We start from the raw sequence: 20,987 nt of genomic DNA on the forward strand, positions 1-20,987 counted from the left end.
CGTGGTCAGCCGTTGCCGCCCGGCAGGGACGCCAGCAACTGCCGGGCCTGCGGCGCGTGGTAGGGCGAGAAGTACGGGTTGAGGCGCAGCGCGGCTCGCAGGTCGGTGGCTGCCTCGGGGCGCCCGAGCGCGGCCTCGACCGTGCCGCGGTGGTAGGCGAAGGAGGCGGTGTGCCAGCCGGTGGCGGCGGCCTGGTCCAGCAGGCCGAGGGCCTCGGCGTCCTGGCCGGCTCGGTGCAGCGCCCAGCCGAGCGCGTCCGCGACCAGGACGCTCTTGCGCCTGTCCCACTCCGTGCGCAGCAGCCGGACGGCCACGGCCGGGTCGCCGTGGTCGGCCTGGTACAGCATCAATGTCGGGTCGACGGGGCCGCCGTCGGTGTCCAGCAGCCGGACCTCGGCCGCCAGTGCGGCCAGCTGCGGCTGCGCGTCCGCGTCCCGGTGCTGCGAGAGCTGCAACTCGGCCAGCTCCACCAGGAACTGGGGCTGCGGCGCGTGTTCGACGAGCGTCCGGTAGGTGGCCGTGGCTTCCTCGTTCTGGCCGTGGGCGGCCGCCGCCCTGGCTCGGCCGGCCTGGGCGTAGTGGTCGTCGGGGGTGGCGGCCAGGGCGCGCCGGTAGTGTTCGTCGGCTTCGTCCACCTGCCCCTGGTCCCAGGCGAGATCGCCGATGCGGTGCTCGCAGAAGGCGGTGTCACCGGGCGTGCTCGCGCTCTGCCGGGCGCGCTCCAGCGCGATCCGGGCCTCCTCGGGGCGGCCGTGGGTCTCCAGGTCGTAGGCGGCGCGGGTGTAGCCGGGGACGGTCGGGGCCAGGTCGAGCAGGCGTTGGGTGTCGGCGGTGGCGGCCGGGTAGTCGCCGAGCTGGATCTCGGCGTCCGCGAGGACCAGGTATCCGATCGGCCGGTCCGGGGCCATCGCGGTCGCGCGCCGGCCGGCCTCCCGGGCGGCGGCGAAGTCATGGCGGGCGTTGGCGAGCATGCCGGCGCCGGCGACGGCGTCGTAGTTGGCGTCGGGTTTGAGGGCGAGCGAGCGCTGGAAGGCCTGGTCGGCGTCGGCGAGGCGGGCCGCGTCCAGGGTGATCCGCGTCCGGTCGAGCTCGGCGAGGCCCAACTCGCTCCAGGCGTAAGGGTCCTGGGGTCGGCCGCGGACGGCTGAGCGGGCGGCGGCGAGGCGGTCCGTGGGGGGCGGAGGCGGTGCGGCGGTGACGGTGCGTCCCGCATCGGCGGAGGACGGCGGTCCGGACGGCCCGAGCGCGAGCAGTGCGCCCGCACAGGCCAGTACGGCCGCGCCACCGACTGCGGCCGTCACCGCCCGCCGCCACCCCGGGGAGCGCGGACGGCGGGCTGCGACGGCGTCCGGTGGCCGCGTCACGGCAGCGCGTGCGGCAGGTTGAGGTACGGGAACACGTCACCGGCCGGCTTCGGCTGGGCGTCGAACAGCGGCGCGGGCAGCAGGTCGGCCGCGGACGGGCTGCCCGGCTCGCCCTCCAGCATCCGCAGCAGCGAGTTGTCGATCATGTCGTTGGGGCGGCGACCGTTCGGGTAGCCCTGCAGGTCACCGGCGAGCACGCCGAGCCGGTCGGGGTCGGCGGTGACCGGTGTGCCGAGGTTCAGCCGCAGCTCGTCGGCGTAGGCGAGGGCGTTCGGGTCGGCGTCGGCGTTCATGGCCTGGGTGTTGAGGTCGAAGCCGAACTTGGCGCCGTTGTCCTTGCCGATCCCGCGCAGGAAGAGCGCCCGGATGTCGGTGCGCGGTCCGGCGGGCGCGGGGCGGCCTCCGGCGGCCTCGATCTTGTGCGGCGGGGCCGGGTCCAGAGCGGAGGCGAGGAAGGCCTGGTCGTTCCGGCCCTGGTCGGCCGGGCGGGTGTTGAACCGGTCCTCGGGTCCGCCGGGCGTGGCGATCCCGCCGAAGGTGCCCCAGAGCGCGAAGCCGATGTGCGGGTTGCCGAGCCGGCCGACCTGCCGGTACGTCGCGTCCTGGGTGCGCAGGTCGCGGGAGAGGTCCGCCCCGGGCCGGGACACCGTGGCCCACACGCCGACCACCGGGTTGCGCTTCGTGTCACCGTTCAACGCGAGTTCGGACTTGGGGACTTGGAGAATCAGACTGCTGACGTTGACCGCCGCCAGCGGGTTCGCGGCGGGTACGTATCCGGGCACCGGGCCGGCCGTGCCGGCGATGAAGTAGCCGAAGACGCGCGCGTCGGCCTGGAAGGACTCCGCGGTCTGGGCGGCCACCGTCCGTCCGCCTCCGGGCAGTGCGGTGGTGGCCTGGTCGCGCAGTGCGCCGTAGTCGGGCATCAGGGCGAGGCTCTGTCGGGTCGGCGCGACGGGGGCGTCCTTGACCAGGGTCTCGGGCGCCTGGCCGGACCGGATCCGCTCCAATGTGTAGTACTGGCGCAGCAGCAGCGTCGGGTCCTTCAGCGAGCGGACCGGGCCGGCCGCGATCGGGCCCGCGCCGAACAGGCGGCGGTCCTCGGTCCGGAAGGTCCACCGGTAGGTGAGGTCCGACCGGCCGGTGCCGCGGCCGTCGACGTGGATCTCGTAGCGGGCACCGCCGGTCGCGAAGGGATAGTTGACGGGCGTCGGCGTCGTGGCCGGCAGCTGGGTGGGCTGGACGTCGGCGATGATGGTCGCCATCGCCGGGTCGTCCGGGCTGGTGAAGGCGTAGACGTCGGTGACGTTGGCCTGCGGGTCGGCGATCACACCCGGCGCGTCGAAGTGCCCGCCGGCCGCCCCGGTACCGAGGTACGGGCCGGCCAGCGCCGCGCCGGTGAGCAGCGAGGTCGCCCCGACGAGCGCGAGCCGCTTGGGACGGCGGGAAGGCGGACGGGACACAGGCATCTCCAGGGCTGCGTAGGACGTTACGGGCGCGCCGGGCGGTGCGATAGCGCGGCCGGACCACGCGGTCTCGCCTGGCGGAACCGCCCGGGCGGGCTCACCCTAGGTGAGTTCCGGATCATGAAAAGGCCGGAACCGGGCGCGGCTGACCGAAGGGGTGGCGGACTTCCCTCGCCAGGGTGATCACCGTTGCACACGCCACGCGAAGTGCGTTACCCATGGCTGCGCTTCGCGCTCGAAGGATCAACTTCCTCACATTCCCGGAGAACTGACCATGCGTCTGTTTCGTTCGCTCGCCGCGCTCTCGCTGGCCGGTGTGATGGCCCTGTCGGCCGCCCCGGCCGACGCCTCCACCCCCGGCGCCGTCCCCGCCCCGCGCAGCGGCCCGTCCGCGTCCGGCCTGTACATCTCGCCGTGGGGCAGTGCCCACGTCAAGGTCAGCGACACCACGCGGCAGTGGCTCGACCGCAACGGCATCAAGCTCGGCGCGATCGCTCCGTTCGTGCTGGACCAGGACGGCTACGGCTTCGAGCTGCCGATCGGCTCGACGGCCGGCGACCACATCGACGAGAAGGGCCGGATCTACTACCCGGGCGGTATCACCTTCAACCAGCCGAGCAAGGGCACCACCGTCGAGCTCCAGGCCACCTGGATCCGGGTCATGCCGCAGCCGGGCTACGCGGCGGGCATCCGGATCAACGGCCAGCAGGTCAGCCCCGAGACCCTGATCGCCTACACCACCCCGGCCGAGGTCCTGGCCAACGGCCGCCCGACCCTGAAGGGCTTCACCCTCGACCGCGTGCCGTTCCACGTCACCCAGGACACGGCCGATCTGACCAAGTTCTGGTTCGGCGACGGCCTGGCCGCCGACTCCATGTTCGGCACGCTGACCCCGCGCTTCGACTACGTGCCGTAACGCCTCGACGCGGTCCCCCGCGCAGTGGCCGGGGGAGCGGTTCCCCATCCTTGCCAGGGCGTGCCGGACCCGCGCGGGTCGCGCGGGTCCGGCACCTCCGCGAACCGTTCCTGCAGCCCCGGGACCTCCTCGGCGCTGGGATCGGGCTGATGGCAGAGCTGGTCAAGAGCGGACGGGATCGGCGATGACGCGTCGGCAGGCGCGGTCTTCCACTCGGAGCACGGGACGTCGACCACTCCATGATCTTGGAAGCCCGTGCCGGATTCCGCTCCCGGAGCCACCGGCCCGACAAGCCGTCACGAACCCGACGCCACCCGACCATTACGAAGCGCCGGGCCGGCTCCCTCGTCGTGTTCGGTGACGTTCGTTCAGGCGGGTTGGAGGAATGCGAGCATCCTCCGGCTGGCGTCCGGCGAGGCCAGGACGTCCTGCATGTCCGCGGACTGCCGGCCGACGGCGCTGGTGCGTTCGAACATCTCGCGTTCATACTCCTGGACGGCGGCGGGGAAGTCGTCCGGGTGCGCGGCCAGCGCGAGGCCCAGCAGGGCGCCGTCGAGCATCGCCATGTTGGCGCCCTGCCCCACGGGCGGCATCAGGTGTGCGGCATCGCCGAGCAGTGTGACGCCTGGCGTCGACGGCCAGGTCAGGCCGACCGGGAGAGTGGTGATCGACCGGGGCAGGATCGTGTCCCCGCAGGCTGCGATCAGTGCGGTGAACCGTGAGTCCCAGCCGGTGAACAGGTCGATCAGCCGGGCCCGGGCGGCGGCTGGGTCGTCGAACGGGATCCCACTGGTGACGGACCAGTCCTCGGCGGTGTTGTGGAAGCTGAGGTAGACGCGTACCCGGCCGTCGCCGTTCCGCTGCGCCGACAGGGACTGTCCGTCGCCGAGCACCCAGTAGTTGCCGCGTCCGACCATTGCCGCGAGGTCGGGGTGGGTGCGGTCGATGTCGGGAATGGCGAGCTCGACGACATTCTGACCGGTGTGCGCCGGTCGGGCGTCGCTGAGCAGTTCGCGGACCCGGGAGTTCGCGCCGTCGGCGCCGACCAGCAGGTCATACGTCGCACCGCTGCCGTCGGCGAAATGCAGGAAGCCGTTGTCGGCCGATTCGAACACGTGCCCCCAGCGCACCGCGTGCAGGGGGAGGGAGTCCAGCAGCAGGTTGCGCAGATCGGCACGGTCGACCTCAGGCCGATCGAGCGGGGCGTCGTCCGGCGTGTCCTCCTGCAGCAGCAGGGTGCCGTCCGGTTCGAGGAGGCGCAGGTCCTGGCCCTGACGACGGGCGATCGCGTGGAACTGGTCGATCAGTCCGGCCTCGCGCAGCGCCCGCTGCCCGGTCCCGGCGTGCAGATCGAGCATGCCGCCCTGACTGCGCGCGCCGCGCAAGGATTCGCGTTCGTAAACGACGGCGTCGATGCCGTTCACGTGCAGTACGCGGGCGAGAGACAGGCCGCCCAGGCCGGCTCCGATGATGGCGATGGTCATGAGTGCCCCCGATTCACCGTATTGATCGATACACTGTATCGACGGCGTCACCGTATCACTCGCGCTGTATTCTCGGCGGCATGTTGGTGTGGGAGAGGCCGGAGCCGCCGGATCGACCGGTGCTGGGCCGGCTGAGCCGGGAGCGGATCGTACGAGCGGCGATCCGGCTGGCCGACGCGGACGGCCTGGAGGCGGTGTCGCTGCGCAAGCTCGCCGCCGCGCTGGAGGTCGGGCCGATGCGGCTGTACGGCTACATCGCCACCAAGGACGAGTTGCTCGACCTGATGGTCGATGCGGTACACGCCGAGATCAGGCCGGCCGGAGACGACTGGCGAGCGGTGCTGCACTCCCTTGCGCAAGCCACCCGGCAGGCCGCTCACCAGCACGAATGGTTCGCCGACCTGATCGGTGGGCGGCCGCAGCTCGGGCCGAACACGCTGGCGAGCGGGGAGGCCGTGGTGGCCGCGATGGGCGGCGTCGACCTGGACCTCACCGTGCCGGCGATCGCCGCGGTCAATGCGTACGTGATCGGCGCGGTGCGCCGGGAGATCACCGAGCGGCGCGCCGAGCGGGCCACCGGGGTGGACAAGAAGCAGTGGCAGGCCGCCTTGGGGCCGTATCTGGAGCGGACCTTCGCAACGGGCCGATTCCCCGCGCTGGCCACGGTCGTACGCGATGGTCCCCATCTGGACGCTGACCAGACCTTCCGGACCGGCCTCGATTTCCTCCTCGACGGGATCGAAGCCCGGTTCTCAAGCTGACGCGCGACCGGCGTGACCGACCATGCCGTTCGGCGGGTTCCGGCTGGGTCCAACGGCCCTACTGAAGTGGCCCGAGGCGCTCTGGTGGCCGTCAGCGGGCCACACGGAGGATGGACGTGAAAGTGAGGCGCCTTCCACCTGCGCCCACGGGCCGAGGACAGTGAGAACGATGGACGAGATCAGTCGAGCAGAGTGGTTCGCCATAGGCGTGGCCGGCTTGGCGTTGGCTGGAGCCGCCCACGCCGTGGCCGGAACGGCCCACATCGCCAGGGCGGCGGTGAGGCCCTCGGCCGCGCCGAACGGCGACGGCGCCCCGGGTGTCGAGGTGGACAGCGGGCCGGGAGGTTGGATCCTCTTCGGCGCCCTCGTCCTGGCGAGCGGAGCCGTCTACCGCGTCGTCGCCGACACCGGAGAGGTGGTGAAGGAGATCCTGAACGTCGCGGCCCGGCCCGCCATCTGAGACAGGCGGGCGGAGGGACTGGAGGGACTGAGCACCGGGTCCGGTACGTCGACGAGCACCGGAAGACGCCTCATCGCCGCCCGCGATCCGCCGGGACGACGGGCCGCGGGCGACGAATCGACGCCCGGCATCAGGCAGGGGGACCGCTGGTGGGGCGGTCGCTCACGCGTGGGCCGGCGGTGGTGCGCCGGGGGCTGCCGGGGGTGGAGCGCGGTCGCCGCCGGGGCCGGTGTCGAGGAACTCGCGGATGGCGAAGCCGAGGGCCACGAAGAAGGTGATCCACAGGACCACGGCCCAGGTCGGGTAGGACCAGGTGGCCAGGATCACGGCGGCGACCAGCAGGATCGCCGCACCGATCCAGCGCTTGAAGCGGTGCACGAAGCGCCCGACCGGGCCGAGCTTCATGCCGAGCGAGTACAGCTCGCCGCGCAGCGAGCCGATGATCCGCCGGCAGGCGGTGCGCACGGCGACGGCGGGCCGGGACGGGCCGATCAGGAAGGCGCCGACCGCGGTGACCACGGCGACCGCACCGACCGCCCGGATGGTGGCCCGCATGAAGCGGATGAGGGTGTCGTAGAGGGTGCCGGCGGCGGCCTCATTGGCGCCCGGTGGCAGGTGGTCGAGGTAGAACGCGCGGAAGACGGTGAGCACGATGCCGAGCAGCAGCATGGCCAGCGCCACCCCGACGGCGGCGCCGATCAGCGCGCGGCGGCGGTTGACGGCCAGGAACACGGCGCCGGCACCGATCAGGATGGTGACGATCGGCAGCCAGGCGCCCATGATCTCCAGTAGCCGGAAGTACGTTTTGACCTTGCCGACGTCCTTCGAGGCGAAGACCACGAAGTTCGTGTGAACGTCGGGGATCTTGGCGGCCGGGCCCAGACCGGCGCTGACGAGTTCGTCCTTCACCTTGGCGACGATCGGTGCGATGTCGATGGAGACCTGGTTGTTCTCGACCTTGACCGCGCCGCCGCCCTTGCCGGTGAGGGCCTTGTCCAGGGCGGTGTGGATTGCCCGGTTGGCGTCGACCCAGAGGGTGGCGAACTGGTCGCTGGTGACGACCTTGTTCACGGTCGAGCTGACCAGCTGGGTGAGGCCGCTCTTGATCGGCCCGCTCAGGTTGTTGATCAGGTTGGCGGCGTTCTGCGGCACGCCCTGTTCGGCGGCGGCGTCGGAGAGCTGTTTGACCAGGGCGTTGACGTCGATCTGTTCGAGGACGACGGTGGTGACCCGGTTGGTGACGGCCTGCTGGATGTCGGGGTCGGTGGCCAGTGGGGCCATGGTCTGGACGTAGCGGTCGGTGTCGCCGACGAAGTCGGAGGTCCAGACCGCCAGCACGGACAGCAGGGACAGCAGGGAGGTGATCACGATGAGCACCACGGCGCCCGAGGTCCGCCACCGGTGGTGTTCCTTCCTGCGCGGGGCGGCCTCCAGTACGGCGATCCGCTCGTGCAGCCGGGTGACCTCGTCCGCGTCCCCGGCCGCCGCGACCGGGGGCCGGCCGGGTTCGGGCGGTGTTGCGGGACGGTCGGAGGGCGGAGGCGGTGCCGGGGGCTGCTCGTGGGGACCTGCCTTGCCGGGCCCTTCGCCGCCGGCGGATTCGCCTGAGCCGGGCTCGGGTGGGGTCGCCGCCATTGCTCCTCCTCGGGTGGGCGGCCGGCCATCGGCTGCCGCATGCCCTTCCAGGAGAAGCGCAGGCCGGCGCGCGCACCACCGGGAGTCGGCGGTCCGGGTGGGTGCACCCGGATGTCCGGGTGACGGCACACACCTCGGCGCCTCGGCGCGGTTCACCCGCGTGGCGTTCGCGCCACGACGGATGCCGCCGGTGACCCGATGATCGGAGGGACACTGCCACCCGCCGAGGGGCAGGCAGGGCCGCCTCCCGGCTCCCGGGGCGGGCCGAATGCCGAGGAGGCGACACGCATGCCTGCTGAGCCCCCCGCGCCTGCCGAGCCGGCCGCGCCCGCGGTGGCGCCGCAGGATCCGTTCGCGATCGTCCGCAGCCGCAACTACATCGCGTTGCTGGTGATGGCGGCGGTGCTGGGCGTTCCGATCTCGGCCGCCGCGTACGGCTTCCTCGCCCTCGTCTCCGAACTCCAGTCCCTGGTCTATACCGACCTGCCCAAGGGCCTCGGCTTCACGACCACCCCGGACTGGTGGGCCATCCCTGTGCTGGCCGTCTCCGGCGTCCTGGTCGCCCTCACCATCCAGTACCTCCCCGGCCGGGGCGGGCACGAGCCGGCCGACGGGCTCAAGACCGGCGGCATCCCGTCGGTGGCCACCGTCCCCGGTGTCGCCCTCGCCGCGATCGCCTCGCTCGGCCTCGGCGTCGTCCTCGGCCCGGAGGCCCCACTGATCGCCCTCGGCGGCGGCCTGGCCGTCGGCGCGATCCGACTGCTCAAACGCGACGCCCCGCCCAACGCCCTCGCCGTCATCGGCGCGGCCGGCAGCTTCGCGGCGATCAGCGAACTCCTCGGATCTCCCGTCCTCGGCGCGTTCCTGCTGATGGAGGCCTCCGGCCTGGCCGGCCCGATGCTCGGCGTCGTCCTGGTGCCCGGCCTGCTCGCCGCCGGCATCGGCTCGCTCATCTTCACCGGCCTCGACTCCTGGACCGGCCTGGGCACCTACTCCCTGTCGCTGACGCAGGTGCCGACCGCCGACCGGCCCACCATCGCCGCGTTCGGCTGGGCGGTCCTCGCAGGCCTGGTCGCCCCGGTCCTCGGCGAAGCGATCCGCCGCCCGGCCCTGCGCCTGCGCACGCACATCCAGCGGCACAGAGTGCCGCTCACCGTGCTGACGGGCGCGCTCATCGGAGTACTCGCCCTGCTCTACACCACGATCACCGACAAGCCGATCTCCGGAGTGCTCTACTCGGGCGAGACCACCATCGGCCCGCTCCTCGCCGACCAGGCCAGCTACTCCGTCGGTGCGCTGCTGCTCCTCGTCGTCCTCAAGTCACTCGCCTACAGCGCCTCGCTCAGCGCCTTCCGCGGCGGCCCCGTCTTCCCCGCCCTGTTCGTCGGTGGCGCGGGCGGCCTGGCCATGTCCCACCTGCCCGGCCTGGACGTCACCACGGGCTTCGCCATCGGGGTGGGGGCGCTGAGCGTCGCCATGCTCAGACTCCCGATGACCTGCGTCCTGCTGGCCACCCTGCTGCTCGGCTCCCAGGGGCTGACCGTGATGCCACTGGTGATCGTCGCGGTGGTGGTCGCCTACGTGGGGACCCTGCGCCTCGCACGACGGAGCGCCCCGGTCAGCGCCGAACCCGGTCCCACCGGGGCACCCGCCTCGTGACGCGATCGGGCCAGGGCCCGCTTCCCGGCCGTCAAGCCGAGGAATCCGGTACGGCGGTGCCGTCGTCGGTTCCGCAACGCCGGGAGGCGGGGCGGTCTCGGAGAAGGCCGGCCACTCGCGCCGACCGGTCACGGCCGACCGCCCGCCGGAGGCGAGCCTCCGACGGGCGGTCGGTTCACTGCGAGAGACCGGAGTCGACGCCTGGGCTCGTGGGCGGATCGTTCTCGTTCACGATCCGCAGCATCTCCGCCGAGGGCCGGTACTGTTCTGTCACGATCTGCGGGCAGCGCCGGCAGAGCGAGGGCCCTTCCTGGCGGAACCAGCGGCACTGCGCACGGATCGGGCACCTCGGCAGGTCCTCGACCACCTCGTCCAGCAGCACGGCGCTGCGGGCGGCGATCTGGCAGGCCGCGTTCCTGAAGTGAATGCAGCCCGACGCCTGGCAGGCCCCTGCGAAGCGGAAGACCTCGCCGGGTGAGGCGGGCCGGGCCAGTTCGATGATCTCAAGGCTGACGGGCATCGCGTGCGCGGTCGGGACGACCCGCGGTGCCTCGGGTGTGCCCGAAACGACCCCGATCAGCACCGACCCGGTCGGGTCCGCCGGCGCGCTGGGGCAGAGCAGTCCCCCGCCGTCGTCGGCGTTTTCCTGCGGCATGGCGGGGTCTACCGCGGAGCCTTGAGCGGCTGGACGTTCTTCACCGCGAACTGTCCGTCGAAGCTCTGTGCCAGCGTCACTTCGAAGAGCTCCTCCGGGAAGAAGCCGGCGACGATGGGCCTGGAGATGTCGAACTCGCCTGCGCGGTGGCGGGCCGCGATCGCGATCGCGACGCCCTGCGCCGCGGCCGCGGCGAGCTGTTTCGGTTCGATACGTTCGGCGCTCATGAGGTTCTCCCGGTGTTGACGTGGCCACGGTTGGTGGCGTTGCCACGGTTGCACGGGGTTGCCGGCGTCGCACGATCTGTGACCTGTTCGGGTACGAAGGCCTTCTGTCGGGCCGGCTTCCGGGCGGCCGGGACGACCGGCGGGGTGTGCGTCTCCGGGGCGTCGAGCACCCGGCCGGGGAGCCCCGGCAGGGTGTCCCGGGAGGGGTGAACGGGGGCAGCGGCCACCGCAGGGCCAGCCGCTCCCGGGGCCGGACCTGCGGTGGGGGCCCGGCTCAGACCTGGATCTGCTGGATGTCGGAGGCCGTGCTGGTGAATCCGTTGGTGGTGATGATCCTCAGCTGGACCTGGTCACCCGGGCGGAACTGGCCGCGGTCCACCTGGACCAGAGGTTCCCTCAGGCCCACCCCGATCGTCTGCCAGGTGGCGCCGCCGTCGGTGCTGACCTGTGCGGCGAAGGTCTGGCCGGCCTCCGGTCCCCTGTCGAAGTCCAGCGCCAGCCCGAACGCCCCGGCTTCGGCGCTCGCGTGGCGGGCGGCGCGCAGGGCCGGCGGTGCGCCGCCGGGGCGGAAGGTGTCCACGACCTGGCCGCCGACGACCAGCTCGATCGCCTCCGGGCTGGCCCCGACCGGCACGACGGTGTCCACCAGGCCGGTGCGGTCGTCGTTCGGGCCCAGCTCGGAAGCGAGCCTGACGGCGACCGGGATCTCGCGCGGCGGTGCGCCGTCCGTCTGCCGGATCCGCAGGACCACCTCGGTCCCGCCGTTCGGGCCGGCGGCCGCACCGTCCGGACCGGCCGTGCCGCCGGTCCGGGTGGGCTGGGCGGCCGGGGTGGGCCGGGCGGCGAGCGGTGTCACCGGATTGACGAAGCGGATGTCGCCCTCGCGGCGGCTGAGGTTCACCGTGCCGACGACGCTGACGAACGGTTCGGCCTCCGGAGCCGCTCCGGCCGCCCGGAGGACGGTCGCGGCCGCCTGGGGAGGCGCAGGGGTGACGGCCAGCTTCGGGAAGCGCTCGTCGGGGCGCCCTCCGGCAGGCCCGGCAGGCCCGGGAGGCCCGGCGACCGGGACGACGGTGAGCGGGGCGGGGGCGGGTTCCGGGGCGCCCTCGGGCAGCGGGGCACCGGCCACGAGCGAGTCCTCGGCGATCAGCCGCCGGCGGATGCCCTCGTAGGTGTAACTGCTCATCCACTGGCGGTCGCAGTAGGTCATCACGTCGTGCCACCGCATGCCCGGCTTGGCCTTCATCGGCAGGTTCAGCGCGGGGTCGCCCACGTCGAACCCGACGAAGGTGTCCGGCCCGTCGGCGAGCTGCCCGCTCTGGAAGGGGTAGTTCTGCAGGTCGTCCGCGGACTCACCGCAGAAGCCGGGGTGCAGGCGGCCGAGGGTGTGACCGAGCTCGTGGCCGCCGTACCAGTCGCCGTAGGTGCCGTCGAAGTCCCAGCCGAAGGGGGCCGAACCGCACGGCGACGAGGCGACGACGCTCGGGTCGGCCGCCACGGGGAGGCCGGAGGAGCACCCCCGCAGGAAGAATCCGCCGTCGGCCACCTGGCCGACGTAGTGGGTGCGCCGGTCAGCGCCGGCGCTGATGTCCAGGTTGCGGATGGCCGCGAGCTGGGCGTTGGTGTCCTCGCAGGTGAAGGGAGGGGTGGCGGTGGCTTCGATGACGGCGTGTGAGCTGATGACGGTGGCCACCGGGTAGGCGCGTCTGAGCCAGCTGACCAGGGCGGTGAAGTCCAGGTCCCTCGGGGTGAAGGTGCCCGGCGGGTCCGTCGTGGTGTAGCGCAGTCCGAGGACGCGGATCCGCAGCGGGGGGCCGGTGTGGAACCGGACGGTCGGGCCGGCGCCCGTCGCGCCGAGCGGGAGGACGGCACCGGTCAGGGCATCGCTGAGGGTCACCGAGCTCACGGTGAGTGTCCCTTCCGCCGTGAGCGTGGGCGGCACGATGAAGTTGAGGCTCAGGTTCGCGTCGGCGCGGCGGGCGGCGAGTTCCTGGGCGGCGTCCGGGTCGAGGGCGATGGTGTTGACCGATGTCACCTTGACGCCGGGGTCCGTCGCCGACCGGATCAGCGTGACGGTACCGCGCACTCCGGCGGCGGGGCCGCTGCTGCCGCTCACGTAGACGCGGATCACGGTCACCTTGCCCGCGATCAGGGCGACGCGGTGTTGGAGGTCCTGCACCGACTGGGTGATCTCGGTGGCGTCCCAGACGGCATGCGTCGGAGCTGGAGCTGTCATGACTGCCCCCATGGACGTGTGGTCGGGTTCTTTCAGGCTATGCCGGACGGGGCCGCCGCGCCCACCCGCCGGCGCTGCCAGAAGGGGCTGAGAGGCCAACGCCGTTCCTGGTCGTACGAGTACGCATGGTTTCTCCGGTAGGCGTTCGCCACGCTGTCCAGGAACGCCGTGTAGTCGGCGAGCGCGGCGGCCGTCCGGCCCGGGGCGGCCAGGCACGCCGCACGGCCTGCCCGGCGCGGGCGCCGGTGTGCAGTGCGGTGAGGATGCCCTGCGAGGAGAGCGGGTCGAAGGCGAGGGCGGCGTCCCCGGCCGCCACCCAGCCCGGGCCGGCGGCCGGGCTCAGCCGCAGGCCGTGGGCGGGCGTCCAGCGCGGCACGGCGGTTGCGGCGGGGTCGTGGCCGGCCAGCCGCTGCCGTACGTGCTCGGTGTGGGTGATGCCGCGCCAGAAGCCCTGGGGGGTCCGCAGGGCAGGGTCGGCGAGGTCGGCGTCGGTCAGGTGGGCGACCAGGCGCCCGGCCGGGAGCAGGGTGGTGTACCACCAGCCGTGCGGGGCCGCCTCGACGAGGGTGCGGACCTCCGCGTCCTGCGGCTGCGTCCGTTCCGCGGCGCGGGGACCGCGGAACACGGCGTACGCGGCGAGGAGCCGGTCCTGCCGGTGACGGCGGCCGTACCGGCGGCCGATGACGCAGCGCCGGCCGGTGGCGTCGACCGTCCAGCGGGAGTGCAGGTCCGTCACGGTGCCGGTGTCGCGCTCACGGACGGTCAGGCGGTCGCCGGTCTGCGCCAGCACCGTGGCCCTGCGCAGTTCGGCGCCGGCCGCCACGGCCGCGTCCCGCAGGAAGGCGTCGAAGCGGAGCCGGTCGAGGTGCCAGCCGTGCCCGTACGGGTCGAAGAGGTGGCTGCGACCGTGCAGCGCGGCCGAACCCCAGGCGGCGTACGTGCCGGTGGAGGGGAGGTGCCCGGCGGCCAGGAAGCGGTCCAGCAGCCCGAGATCGCGCAGCAGCGGGCGGGCGGCGGGCGGCAGGGACTCGCCGATCTTGAACGCGTCCTGGCCGGCCGGCGGGGAAGGCCCGCCGGGGTCGAGGAGCAGGACGCGCCGGCCGGCGGCCGCCAGGACCAGCGCCGCGACCGCGCCCGCCGGGCCGCCGCCGGCCACGGCGGCATCGACGGGCCCGGACGGGCGCGGGGGAGCCGTCACCGGTTGCGCCGGAAGCGTTTGACCTTGTCGATGAAGCCCGCCGACACCTCCTCGTCGGGCAGCACCGCCATGGTGACGGCGGTGGACATCGCGGCCTCGCCGAGCACCGGGTCGGCGCCGAGCGGTACGTGCACGGCGACCAGGTTGCGCCGGGCCGGCGGAGCGGGCTCGGGCGGGAAGCTCACCTCGGACTCGACCAGCAGCTCCGCGGGGAGGCGGGGGTCGTCGGTGGGCCCCGGGCGGCGTTCGACCAGACCGAGCTTGCCGAAGTCCGTCACCATGGCGTTGATGGCGTCGAGGTAGCGCGGGGGGAGCCAGCGGAGCCAGGCCCGCCGGTTCCCGAAGGCCGCCAGGCGCTCCCCGATGGGCCGGGAGGTGTCCATGACGATCTCGTACTCCTCCTCGGCGATCACGTGGTTGGGCACCCGGGCCGGCCAGAAGGTGGGGAGGTACGGATCGTAGGTGCCGAAGCCGGAGAGGTACTCGTAGCCGGACCGGCAGCTCGCGGTGTCGGTCTGCCAGGGCACGGCCATCCACCGGGTCAGGTCGCCCGCCCGCTGGGCGTAGAGCGGGCCGTCGAAGGAGAGGGCGATCTGCGGGGTGAGCCTCGGACCGTAGGCGGGCGGGGGCGGCAGCTTCGGATCGCGCGGACGCACCCGCAACGGGCTGCTGTACAGGGTGGTGTGGCGCATCGGCCAGGTGAGTTCGCAGCCGGGGTGGAAGGCGTCGGCGAGACAGAACGACAGCGCCGCCCGGTCGAGGGTCTGGGGCCGCTCGGCGAACGGCACCTGGTCGAGGGAGCCGGGCGGCACGGCCTGCGGGTCGTGGTCGGCGAGGAAGTCTCCGCCGGCCCAGCGCTCCAGGAGGCGGTACTGGAGCGGGGAGAGCGTCACGTGCTGGCGCACCGACTCGGCCGGTACGTTCATCGCGTCGCCGTAGATCCCCGGCCACGGAATCGGGGACAGGCCGTCACGGTCGTAGTTGCGGATCGTGAGCCAGACCTGCCGGCGCAGTTCCTCGTGGACGGGCGAGGGGTCCGCCAGTGCGGTGAGGGTGTCGGGGGCGAGGAGGTCCTCCCGCCCGTCGTGCCCGAGCTGGACGGCCACACCCTGGTTGACCCACTGCAGGTCGCAGAGGCGGCGCAGGACGGGCAGCACGTCGCGGGTGAACGACGGCTGCCGCGGTTCGGGGAGGGTGCCTGCGGTGACGAAGACGTCGCGTACCAGGTCGTACATCGTGCGCACCGAGGTGAGTTCTGGCGCGTAGTTGGGCGGTGCGGTGACCACCCAGCCCGGCTCGACCGGGATCGGCCGCCCGTCGATGCTGACCTCGGCGGTGACCGGGCCGTCGGAGACGTCGTCGTGCCAGCCGTCGTTGTTGGCGAAGGTGTCGGCGGGGGTGTCGGTGGCCGACGCGGACACGCCCCGGCCGCCGAGGAAGATCAGCCGGCCGCTCTCGTCGGTGCGCAGCTCCCCGAGGTAGACGGGCCGGTCCATGAAGGTGCCGGTGTCGAAGAGGTGGTCGGGGCCGCCGGCCCGGTTGCGGCCCCGCACCGACCGGGAGCCGGGGTCGATGACGAGGCGGCTGCGCCGGTCGGCCGGGACCTTGGGATTGCGCAGGTTGCTGTCCTCGGTCCTGTCCGCCTCCGGAATGTCGAGGGCCAGCTGGAACTGGTACCAGGCGGCCTTCGAGTTGACGACGTGGACGGTCCAGCGCAGGTCCGCGTTGTCGGCGGTCAGCTCGGCGACCGGCTCGCCGGCGGCGTTGTAGCCGTAGACCCGGAACCGGACGGCCTGCCGCTTCAGGGCGCCGGTGGCGTCCTTGTAGCTCCCGATGGGCAGCGGGGCCGGGTGGTCGACCTCGGGGGCGAGCACGTACTCCTCCGCGCTGTCGCCGACCCGGGCCACCCCGATCGCCGGGTGCACGGCGGCCCGGACGATCCGGGTGTCGCGGGCGGGCGGCGGCGTGATCTGCGGCCGGGCCGGGCCGGGCTCGGCCGCCGGGACGCCGTTGACGTCGCGGCGCTGTCCGGCCGACGCCTGGTAGACGGTCCTGCGCACTTCGGAGATGCTGCCCACCGGCCGGTGCTCGGCGAGGCTGTGCCACGGGTTGTATGCGAGGTTCTCGCCGTAGGCGGCCTGGCCCCGGGCGGTGACGTCCTGTTGCTGGAAGGTCAGCCGGGCCACCTTCACCGGTTCGCTCTCGGACTCCTCCCAGCGCACGGTGGCCCGGTCCAGCGGCATGCGCTGCGGGTCGGTCCGGAACTGCAGCAGCAGGTCGAAGGCCGCCGGTCCCGCCGAGAGGCGGTGCCGCAGGTCGGCGCCCAGGTACGCGGGGTTCTCGTCGGGGGGCACCGCCGCCGGATCACCTGGCTCACAACCGGCCGGTACCAGCTTGTACTTGACGAAGCGTTCGGGGCCGAAGGCGTAGGGCAGCACGCCCCAGTACGTCGTCGTGAGCACGCTCTCCTCGAAGGTGGCCATCGCGTCGAGAATCTCCCGGGTGACCGGGTGGTCCCGCAGGTACCGTTCGTAGCTGCCGTCGACGACACCGGCCTTGGTGAACTCGCACATGTCCTGGGCGGTGTCGACGAAGAACACGTCGTGGTTCTGCATCAGCAGGTCCTGGGTGCCGGCCTCGTTGTCGCCGTCCAGCAGCTTCGGGCCGGGCACACCGAACAGCTTGATGCCGATGCCGAGGGTGGTGTTCAGGTCGGGGCTGCCGGGCACGGTGTCGCTGGAGAAACGCACCCAGGCGGTCAGGCCGCCGGTCTGTTCACGGGCGCTCTTGAGGAACCCGACGCGCAGGTCGGGCGGCAGGTCGGCGGGGACCGTGAGCACTCCGCGGGCCACACCGTGCGGCTTGAGGAACACCGGGCGTCTGACCGGGTCCTGGCCGCGGGTGATGCGGCCGCCCTGGGTGAGGTCGACGAACATCTGCTTCAGCGCGGCGGCGGCGTCCTCGGCGCAGCCCGGGAGCGGCGGAGGTCCTGCGTTCTCGTCGAAGGGTGCGGGAGTCCCGATCATGTTGTGCTCCGATCCGTGCCACGGTCTGCTGGTTCGGAGGCCGTGCCTCCGTCCGTCCCCGGTCCAGCGTGCACAAACCCGTGGGGACCAGCGCGCCGACGTACGCCCGAACCGAGCACAGAGCGGACCGTCGGCGGTCCGGCTCACTCCAATCGGCCAGCAGCGGTCGCACTTCCCGGGCCCGCTCCCCGGGGCGAATCAGCAGGAGGCGGCGCCGGCGGGCGGCACCAGCCCGGCAGTGCCGGTGCCGGTGTCAGTCGGTGGCCCGTTCCTGCCGGGCACCCGCGCCCGCCGGGGCGGCCCGTGCCGCCCCGGCAGGCGCCGGCCTGCGGTCAGACGCTCGCCGCCGGGACGCGGACGACCGCGGCTTCGCCGACCCGGTTGTGGCGTTCCTCCCAGGCCCCCAGCGCCGTCCGGCAGGCATGGTCGAGGTGGCGCAGGCCGGTCAGGTCCAGGTGGACGATCCGGCCGGTGGGCAGCTGCTCCAAGGCGTCCAGCAGCCGTGGCAGGCGCAGGAAGGTGGCGTTGCCGGCCAGCGTCACACCGACCGCGCCGTCCCCGCGCTCCTCGACGTCCACGTGCAGGTGCGAGGTGTCCCAGGCACTCTTCAGCACGGAGAGCAGCAGGCCGAGGAGTACGCCCTCGAACAGGTTGGTCGCGACGATGGCGATCGCCGTGACCACCAGGATCAGGGCCTCTCCGCGGTGCGTCCGCCACAGCGGCACGAGCGCCTTGGCGGGCACCAGTTTGGCCCCGGCGTGCACCAGGACGCCGGCCAGCGCGGCGAGTGGGATCACCGAGAGGGCGGCGGGGAACAACGCGGCGAACAACAGCAGCCAGAGGCCGTGCAGCACGCGGGAGGCCTTGGTCCGTGCCCCGGCCTGGACGTTGGCCGCGCTGCGCACGATGACGGCCGTCATCGGGAGGGCGCCGAGCACGCCACAGACGGTGTTGCCGACGCCCTGGGCGACCAGCTCCCGGTCGTAGTGGGTGCGCGGGCCGTCGTGCAGGCGGTCCACCGCGGCGGCGCTGAACAGGCTCTCGGCGGAGGCGATCAGCGCGAACGCGAGGACGGTGCCGAGGACGCCGGGGCTGCCGAGGGCCGCCAGCTCCGCGCCGCCCGGGAGGTCGATCACCCCGGCCAGGCCGGCGACCTCGACCTTGGCGACGGACAGGTCGAGCAGCGCGGTGGCGGCGGTGGCCGCGGCGACCGCCGCCAGCGGCGCGGGCACGACCCGGGCCCGGGCGGGCAGCCTGGGCCAGAGCACCAGGACGGCTATGGTGCCGGCGCCGATCGCTGCGGCGGTGAGTGCCTGTGGCGAGGAGACGGTGTCGGCGACCAGGCCCGGCAGGCCGGTGAGCTTGTCGAGTCCGCTCCGGGGTGCCTGGGCGTCGGCCAGGGCGTAGAGCTGGCCGGCGATCAGCACGAGGCCGATCCCTGCCAGCATGCCCTGGACGACCGAGACGGAGATGGCACGGAAGAGCCGTCCGAGCCGCAGGGTGCCCATGGCGACCTGGAGCAGTCCGGCGGTGGCGGTGATCACGCCGAGAGTGGCGAGCCCGTGCTCCTGGACGGCGCCGAACACCAGGACGGTGAGCCCCGCGGCGGGGCCGGACACCTGCAGGCTGCTGCCCGGCAGGAGCCCGGTGAGCAGCCCGCCCACGATGCCGGTGAGCAGGCCGAGTTCGGCCGGGACGCCGGAGGCGACGGCCACGCCGACGCAGAGCGGCAGCGCGACCAGGAAGACGACGAGGGAGGCGGCCAGATCGGCTCGCAGGTCGGCGGTCCGGGGCGGACCGGGGGAGTGGTCGGAGGCGGGCCGAAGGGCGGGACGACGAAGCATCAGGTCCTCGGATGGATGGAGGTGCGGACGGTGGGCAGGGGGCGGGTCACAGCGGGAGGAAGAGCCCGGAGTCGGCCCGGTGGGCGAGCACCAGCCCGGTGTGGACCTCGTAGAACCAGCCGTGGAGCCGGACCCGTCCGGCGAGCAGCCCCCGGGCGATGCCCGGGTAGCCGCGCAGCTGCTCCAGCTGGGCGAGGACGTGCCGTTGCACCGGCCCGGCCACGGTCGGGTCGAAGACGTCCGTCCCGTCGGCCCGCAGCACGCTGCGGTCGGCGTTGTCGAGCCAGGAGCGGACGGCGGGTGCCACGCTGAGGTCGTCGCCGCGGACGACCGCGCCGACCGCCCCGCAGTGCGAGTGGCCGCAGACCACGATGTCGCGCACGCCGAGGACGTTCACGGCGTACTCGATGGTGGCGGTCTCGCCGGAGGCGGAGTCCGCGCGGTACGCCGGGACTATGTTGCCCGCGGTGCGCAGCTCGAAGAGATCGCCGGGGTCGGCTCCGGTGATCAGAGTGGGCACCACCCGGGAGTCCGAGCAGCTGATGAAGAGCGCCTGCGGCGACTGGCCGGTGGCGAGGCCGTCGAGTTCGCGGCCGGCGCGGCCGGCGCGCTGCGGGAAGGCGCGGGCACGGTCGATCAACGGTTCCATGAGGGTGTGCCTCCTTCTGCCTCCTCACCGTGGACGGCGGGGGCGGTCGGGTCGGGCAGGGGGCCGTCAGAACAGGCCGTTCGGACCGGGGACCGATCCGGCCGCCGGGCACGGCGGACCCGCGCGCCGCTGACCGTCGGTGACCCCCGGGTGACCTGATGCTGCGTCAAGACTCAGTAAAACATGGGTATCGGACAGGCAAAAGCCGTGCCTGGAAGGAAGTTGTGCCGGTCCGGTTAACATCCTGTTACCGCACCGTGCTGGCGTACCGAGGGGGCGTCCGTTCGGATTCGGCGTACGGGTGTCCGAAGGTGGGGCCGCGGGCTCAGCGCGCGTCGGCGGGCAACTCCTCGACCGGCCGGGCGACGGCCGTCGGCTCGGGCAGGGTCGGGTAGGGGTGGGCGGCACGGCGCCCGCCGGTGGGCGCCCGCTACCGCGCGACCGCCTCGGAGAGAGGGGCCGGTCGACTGATCCGCGGCGAAATCACGAGACCACCGAGGGGTCAGACGCGGGTGAAGGTCACGTGCGTCACTCCGCTCGGGCTGGTCACCGACTCGGTGCGGAACCGCTCCTCCAGCCCTTCGAGCCCCTCCCACAGGTGCTCGCCGCGGCCGAGGACGATCGGCACCACGACGACGTGCAGATGGTCGACCAGGTCGGCGGCCAGAAAGGCGCGGACGGTGGTGGGCCCGCCGCCGATCCGGACGTCCAGGCCGCCGGCGGCCGCCCGGGCCTGGCGGAGCGCCTCTTCCGGGGTGGCGTCGACGAAGTGGAAGGTGGTGCCGCCCTCCATCTCCACCGTGGGCCGCGGGTGGTGGGTCAGTACGAAGACCGGGGTGTGGAACACCGGGTCGGGCCCCCACCAGCCGGTCCAGTCGTGATTCTCCCAGGGGCCTCGCTGGGGGCCGAACTTGTTCCGCCCCATGATCTCCGCACCGATGCCGTCGCCCCAGGCCCGGGCCATCGCATCGTCCACACCGGTGTCGCCGCCCTCCTTGCCCTGCATCCGCCGGAACGTCCTGGTGTGGAAGAACCAGCGGTGGAGGCGGTCACCGGCGTGGCCGAACGGGGCCTCCAGGCTCTGCCCCTCGCCCGTCCCGTAACCGTCGAGCGAGACCGAGAAGTTGTGGACGCGGACCAGGGACACGGGAAGACCTCCGGCGTTCGGTACTCCGGCGTGGGCGGGCCGCACCGGCCGGAGTCCGAGGCTACCGCGCCCCCGCACGGCCGCCCGGCGACCGACTCACCCATGAGGCGGCCGAGTTGGAACGGCGATTCGGCCGGGGTGACGAACGGGATCGTGCGGGCGTGACGTGCGAGGAAAACCTCGGCGGCCGGGCCGACGGCGGGGTGCGGGCGCCAGGCCGCATCCCACGGGTGTTCGAGCGCATGAATGACGTCGATGGCGGC

16 protein-coding genes are annotated in these 20,987 nt (G+C 73.2%); 4 read left to right on the plus strand and 12 right to left on the minus strand.

The genetic code is table 11. The features are described from left to right. Positions 1–5: 5 nt before the first annotated feature. A complete protein-coding gene (locus AB0J08_RS04100; RefSeq protein WP_360626519.1) occupies positions 6–1,301 on the minus strand; it encodes a tetratricopeptide repeat protein in 1,296 nt (431 codons plus the stop codon). A 59-nt stretch (positions 1,302–1,360) separates the two neighbouring features. Continuing rightward, positions 1,361–2,824 (minus strand): DUF4331 domain-containing protein, encoded by a 1,464-nt coding sequence (locus AB0J08_RS04105; RefSeq protein WP_360626522.1) that lies wholly within the window; start codon positions 2,822–2,824, stop codon positions 1,361–1,363. 277 nt (positions 2,825–3,101) lie between these two features. On the opposite strand from AB0J08_RS04105, the gene AB0J08_RS04110 reads away from it, so the two are divergent. Next, positions 3,102–3,743: a hypothetical protein gene (locus tag AB0J08_RS04110; protein WP_360626525.1), complete on the plus strand. Its 642-nt coding sequence runs from the start codon at positions 3,102–3,104 to the stop codon at positions 3,741–3,743. Positions 3,744–4,111: 368 nt separating this feature from the next. On the opposite strand, the gene AB0J08_RS04115 is transcribed toward AB0J08_RS04110, so the two are convergent. Continuing rightward, on the minus strand, positions 4,112–5,227 hold the full coding sequence (locus AB0J08_RS04115) for an NAD(P)/FAD-dependent oxidoreductase (protein ID WP_360626528.1): 1,116 nt from the start codon (positions 5,225–5,227) through the stop codon (positions 4,112–4,114). Between the two features lie 80 nt (positions 5,228–5,307). Between AB0J08_RS04115 and AB0J08_RS04120 the strand changes: the two genes are divergently transcribed. Beyond that, positions 5,308–5,988, plus strand: a complete 681-nt coding sequence (locus AB0J08_RS04120; protein WP_360626858.1) for a TetR/AcrR family transcriptional regulator — start codon at positions 5,308–5,310, stop codon at positions 5,986–5,988. Between the two features lie 169 nt (positions 5,989–6,157). Continuing rightward, a complete protein-coding gene (locus AB0J08_RS04125; protein WP_360626531.1) occupies positions 6,158–6,448 on the plus strand; it encodes a hypothetical protein in 291 nt (96 codons plus the stop codon). 162 nt (positions 6,449–6,610) lie between these two features. Here the strand turns inward: AB0J08_RS04125 and AB0J08_RS04130 are convergent, their stop codons facing one another. Next, positions 6,611–8,083, minus strand: coding sequence for a hypothetical protein (locus tag AB0J08_RS04130; protein ID WP_360626534.1), 1,473 nt, complete (start codon positions 8,081–8,083; stop codon positions 6,611–6,613). Positions 8,084–8,371: 288 nt separating this feature from the next. On the opposite strand from AB0J08_RS04130, the gene AB0J08_RS04135 reads away from it, so the two are divergent. After that, positions 8,372–9,742: a chloride channel protein gene (locus AB0J08_RS04135; protein ID WP_360626536.1), complete on the plus strand. Its 1,371-nt coding sequence runs from the start codon at positions 8,372–8,374 to the stop codon at positions 9,740–9,742. A 175-nt stretch (positions 9,743–9,917) separates the two neighbouring features. Here the strand turns inward: AB0J08_RS04135 and AB0J08_RS04140 are convergent, their stop codons facing one another. The 8 genes from AB0J08_RS04140 to AB0J08_RS04175 form a co-directional block, all read right to left on the minus strand. Beyond that, positions 9,918–10,397 (minus strand): hypothetical protein, encoded by a 480-nt coding sequence (locus tag AB0J08_RS04140; protein ID WP_360626539.1) that lies wholly within the window; start codon positions 10,395–10,397, stop codon positions 9,918–9,920. An 8-nt stretch (positions 10,398–10,405) separates the two neighbouring features. Then, positions 10,406–10,624, minus strand: a complete 219-nt coding sequence (locus AB0J08_RS04145) for a hypothetical protein (RefSeq protein WP_360626542.1) — start codon at positions 10,622–10,624, stop codon at positions 10,406–10,408. A 274-nt stretch (positions 10,625–10,898) separates the two neighbouring features. Next, positions 10,899–12,860 carry a hypothetical protein gene (locus AB0J08_RS04150; RefSeq protein WP_360626545.1) on the minus strand — a complete coding sequence of 654 codons (1,962 nt, stop codon included), beginning with the start codon at positions 12,858–12,860 and terminating at the stop codon, positions 10,899–10,901. Between the two features lie 37 nt (positions 12,861–12,897). Further along, positions 12,898–14,058 carry an FAD-dependent monooxygenase gene (locus AB0J08_RS04155; protein ID WP_360626548.1) on the minus strand — a complete coding sequence of 387 codons (1,161 nt, stop codon included), beginning with the start codon at positions 14,056–14,058 and terminating at the stop codon, positions 12,898–12,900. After that, a complete protein-coding gene (locus AB0J08_RS04160) occupies positions 14,055–17,084 on the minus strand; it encodes a LodA/GoxA family CTQ-dependent oxidase (RefSeq protein WP_360626551.1) in 3,030 nt (1,009 codons plus the stop codon). The genes AB0J08_RS04155 and AB0J08_RS04160 overlap by 4 nt, the downstream gene beginning before the upstream one ends. A 332-nt stretch (positions 17,085–17,416) precedes the next feature. Next, positions 17,417–18,928, minus strand: coding sequence for a SulP family inorganic anion transporter (locus AB0J08_RS04165; RefSeq protein ID WP_360626554.1), 1,512 nt, complete (start codon positions 18,926–18,928; stop codon positions 17,417–17,419). 46 nt (positions 18,929–18,974) lie between these two features. Continuing rightward, positions 18,975–19,577: a carbonic anhydrase gene (locus tag AB0J08_RS04170; RefSeq protein ID WP_360626557.1), complete on the minus strand. Its 603-nt coding sequence runs from the start codon at positions 19,575–19,577 to the stop codon at positions 18,975–18,977. A gap of 502 nt (positions 19,578–20,079) precedes the next feature. Next, positions 20,080–20,724, minus strand: coding sequence for a dihydrofolate reductase family protein (locus tag AB0J08_RS04175; RefSeq protein ID WP_360626560.1), 645 nt, complete (start codon positions 20,722–20,724; stop codon positions 20,080–20,082). Positions 20,725–20,987 lie beyond the last annotated feature (263 nt).

This window comes from Kitasatospora sp. NPDC050463, from assembly GCF_040655255.1.
Classification (GTDB): Bacteria; Actinomycetota; Actinomycetes; order Streptomycetales; family Streptomycetaceae; genus Kitasatospora.

What these genes read in the sequence shown, in the direction of transcription:
- AB0J08_RS04110 (WP_360626525.1), top strand. Translation starts at nt 3,102, where the DNA reads ATGCGTCTGTTTCGTTCGCTCGCCGCGCTCTCGCTGGCCGGTGTGATG.
- AB0J08_RS04115 (WP_360626528.1), bottom strand. Translation starts at nt 5,227, where the DNA reads ATGACCATCGCCATCATCGGAGCCGGCCTGGGCGGCCTGTCTCTCGCC.
- AB0J08_RS04120 (WP_360626858.1), top strand. Translation starts at nt 5,308, where the DNA reads ATGTTGGTGTGGGAGAGGCCGGAGCCGCCGGATCGACCGGTGCTGGGC.
- AB0J08_RS04125 (WP_360626531.1), top strand. Translation starts at nt 6,158, where the DNA reads ATGGACGAGATCAGTCGAGCAGAGTGGTTCGCCATAGGCGTGGCCGGC.
- AB0J08_RS04130 (WP_360626534.1), bottom strand. Translation starts at nt 8,083, where the DNA reads ATGGCGGCGACCCCACCCGAGCCCGGCTCAGGCGAATCCGCCGGCGGC.
- AB0J08_RS04135 (WP_360626536.1), top strand. Translation starts at nt 8,372, where the DNA reads ATGCCTGCTGAGCCCCCCGCGCCTGCCGAGCCGGCCGCGCCCGCGGTG.
- AB0J08_RS04140 (WP_360626539.1), bottom strand. Translation starts at nt 10,397, where the DNA reads ATGCCGCAGGAAAACGCCGACGACGGCGGGGGACTGCTCTGCCCCAGC.
- AB0J08_RS04145 (WP_360626542.1), bottom strand. Translation starts at nt 10,624, where the DNA reads ATGAGCGCCGAACGTATCGAACCGAAACAGCTCGCCGCGGCCGCGGCG.
- AB0J08_RS04150 (WP_360626545.1), bottom strand. Translation starts at nt 12,860, where the DNA reads ATGACAGCTCCAGCTCCGACGCATGCCGTCTGGGACGCCACCGAGATC.
- AB0J08_RS04160 (WP_360626551.1), bottom strand. Translation starts at nt 17,084, where the DNA reads ATGATCGGGACTCCCGCACCCTTCGACGAGAACGCAGGACCTCCGCCG.
- AB0J08_RS04165 (WP_360626554.1), bottom strand. Translation starts at nt 18,928, where the DNA reads ATGCTTCGTCGTCCCGCCCTTCGGCCCGCCTCCGACCACTCCCCCGGT.
- AB0J08_RS04170 (WP_360626557.1), bottom strand. Translation starts at nt 19,577, where the DNA reads ATGGAACCGTTGATCGACCGTGCCCGCGCCTTCCCGCAGCGCGCCGGC.